The sequence below is a fragment of the Synechococcus sp. R6-10 genome, from assembly GCF_047461815.1.
In the GTDB taxonomy this organism is placed as follows: Bacteria; Cyanobacteriota; Cyanobacteriia; order Thermostichales; family Thermostichaceae; genus Thermostichus.
In genome coordinates, this window is record NZ_JANSHW010000586.1 from 1 (window position 1) to 1714 (window position 1714).

1 protein-coding gene and 1 pseudogene are annotated in these 1714 nt (G+C 54.3%); both read left to right on the plus strand.

The window, feature by feature from the left end:
- Positions 1-302, plus strand: a pseudogene (locus tag NW837_RS14135) (hypothetical protein); the annotation flags it as partial.
- A 51-nt stretch (positions 303-353) separates the two neighbouring features.
- Positions 354-1223, plus strand: a complete 870-nt coding sequence (locus tag NW837_RS14140; protein ID WP_148202707.1) for a prohibitin family protein — start codon at positions 354-356, stop codon at positions 1221-1223.
- Positions 1224-1714 lie beyond the last annotated feature (491 nt).

Here is a 1714-nt window from a genome sequence, read left to right on the forward strand (position 1 = left end):
CCCACAAAAGCCCAGCCGTGACGGCCAATCCCGATCCCTTTGATCCTCTCGAGGCTCTGCAGGAAAAACTCCAGAGTCTCCAGGCTCGTCTTGCCGACCTCAGAGAATTGGAGCGCATAGCCCAGCTTTCCCCTGAACAATGGGCCGAAATCCAAGCTGAAGCCAGTCAACTGGAGCAACGCCTGCAGGCTTATGTGCTAGAGGTGTTTAATCCTGTCCCCGCTACCTTTTGGCAGGTGGTACGCTTCGGCGGCCTTGGCCTGCTGCTGGGCATTGCCCTGCAGCGCTGGGTGCTGAGCTAGCCAGCACACCCCTTAAGATAAAAAAGCTCTTGGATCCCGGAGCCCTTGCCCATGCGCATGCGACGCCCTAGACCATTTAGTCTTGACCGCAAGACTTCGCGCTTTCTGCCTCTGCTGGGCCTGCTTTTGGCGCTGCTGACCCTCCTGCCCCGTTGTCTGCTGGTTGTCCAACCCGGCTACGAAGCCGTCATCTTCAACCGCCTCACGGGAGTGGAAATGACTCCCCGCCGCGAGGGGATCCATCTGCTGATTCCGGTGCTGCAGTTCCCCACCCTTTACGATGTGCGCACCCAAACCTACAACATGACCAGCCGAAGTGAAGAGCGCAGCGTCAAAGCCGACGATACCCTCACCGCTCTCACTGCCGATGGGCAACGGGTGGATCTGGATGTTTCGGTGCGCTATCGCCTGGATCCGGATCGGGTTCCCGAAATCCATCGCAATGTAGGCCCCGATTACCTGAACAAAATTATTCGCCCCGCCTCCCAAGCCGTGGTGCGCAATGTTATCGCCCGCTATTCGGCCATTGGCGTTTATTCTGAGCAACGAGCTGAAATCCAAGAACAAATTGCCGCTGAGCTCTCTCGCCTAATGCAGCCAGAAGGGCTGGTGCTGCAGAGCTTGCTCTTGCGCAATGTGGAATTTTCCAAAGAGTTTCAGTCGGCCATCGAAGCCAAACAAATTGCCGAGCAAGAGAAGCAAAGAGAAGTGTTTCGCGTAGAGCAGGCTCAACTCATCAAACAACGAATGATTGTCAAAGCCAGCGGTGAGGCCCAAGCCATCGCCCTCAAAGGGGAAGCGCTGCGCAGCAACCCGAACGTCATCCAGCTTGAGTATGTCCGCAACTTGCCCGACGACATCCAAGCCATCGTCAGCGAGCAAAACACCATCCTCAATCTGGGGGACTTTCTCAACAAGTAATCGATTCGAGAGTCCCAAGTTAGGATTGGATCCATCCAGTTCAGGTGCATCCACTCCAAGCCCGTTCTCAACAGACCATCAGCCCCAGCCCCTCTCCCAGAGAAGTGTTGCTGCTGTGCCCCTTAATTTCTTGATGGGCCGTAATTCTCGGCCTTTGCATTCATTTTGCATTCATAGAGAACCCAGCACTCTCCGGTACTCCGGGGGCCAAATACCGGGCCCGACACTCAACTGGCAAGCTGACGTAGGAGCCTGGGGAGTTGACTGGGGCATCCACTCTCCGGAGCATCTGTATCAGACTAAACAGAAGGAGGCTGCCAGGATATCTAGGCTTTGTACAATTGCTCACAAAGCCCTGGGTTGATGGGAGCATGACTCTAGTCAATAATAAGCTCAACTATACTGAAAATAATGTATAAATAATATGTTCAGTACGGATTACTACCAGTTGATCTTTCTGTTTACTTTCGAGTCTGCCAACATGGTAGCCA

Bases quoted from the DNA above. Each gene is read 5' to 3' on its own strand.
- NW837_RS14140 (WP_148202707.1), top strand. From the start codon at position 354: ATGCGCATGCGACGCCCTAGACCATTTAGTCTTGACCGCAAGACTTCG.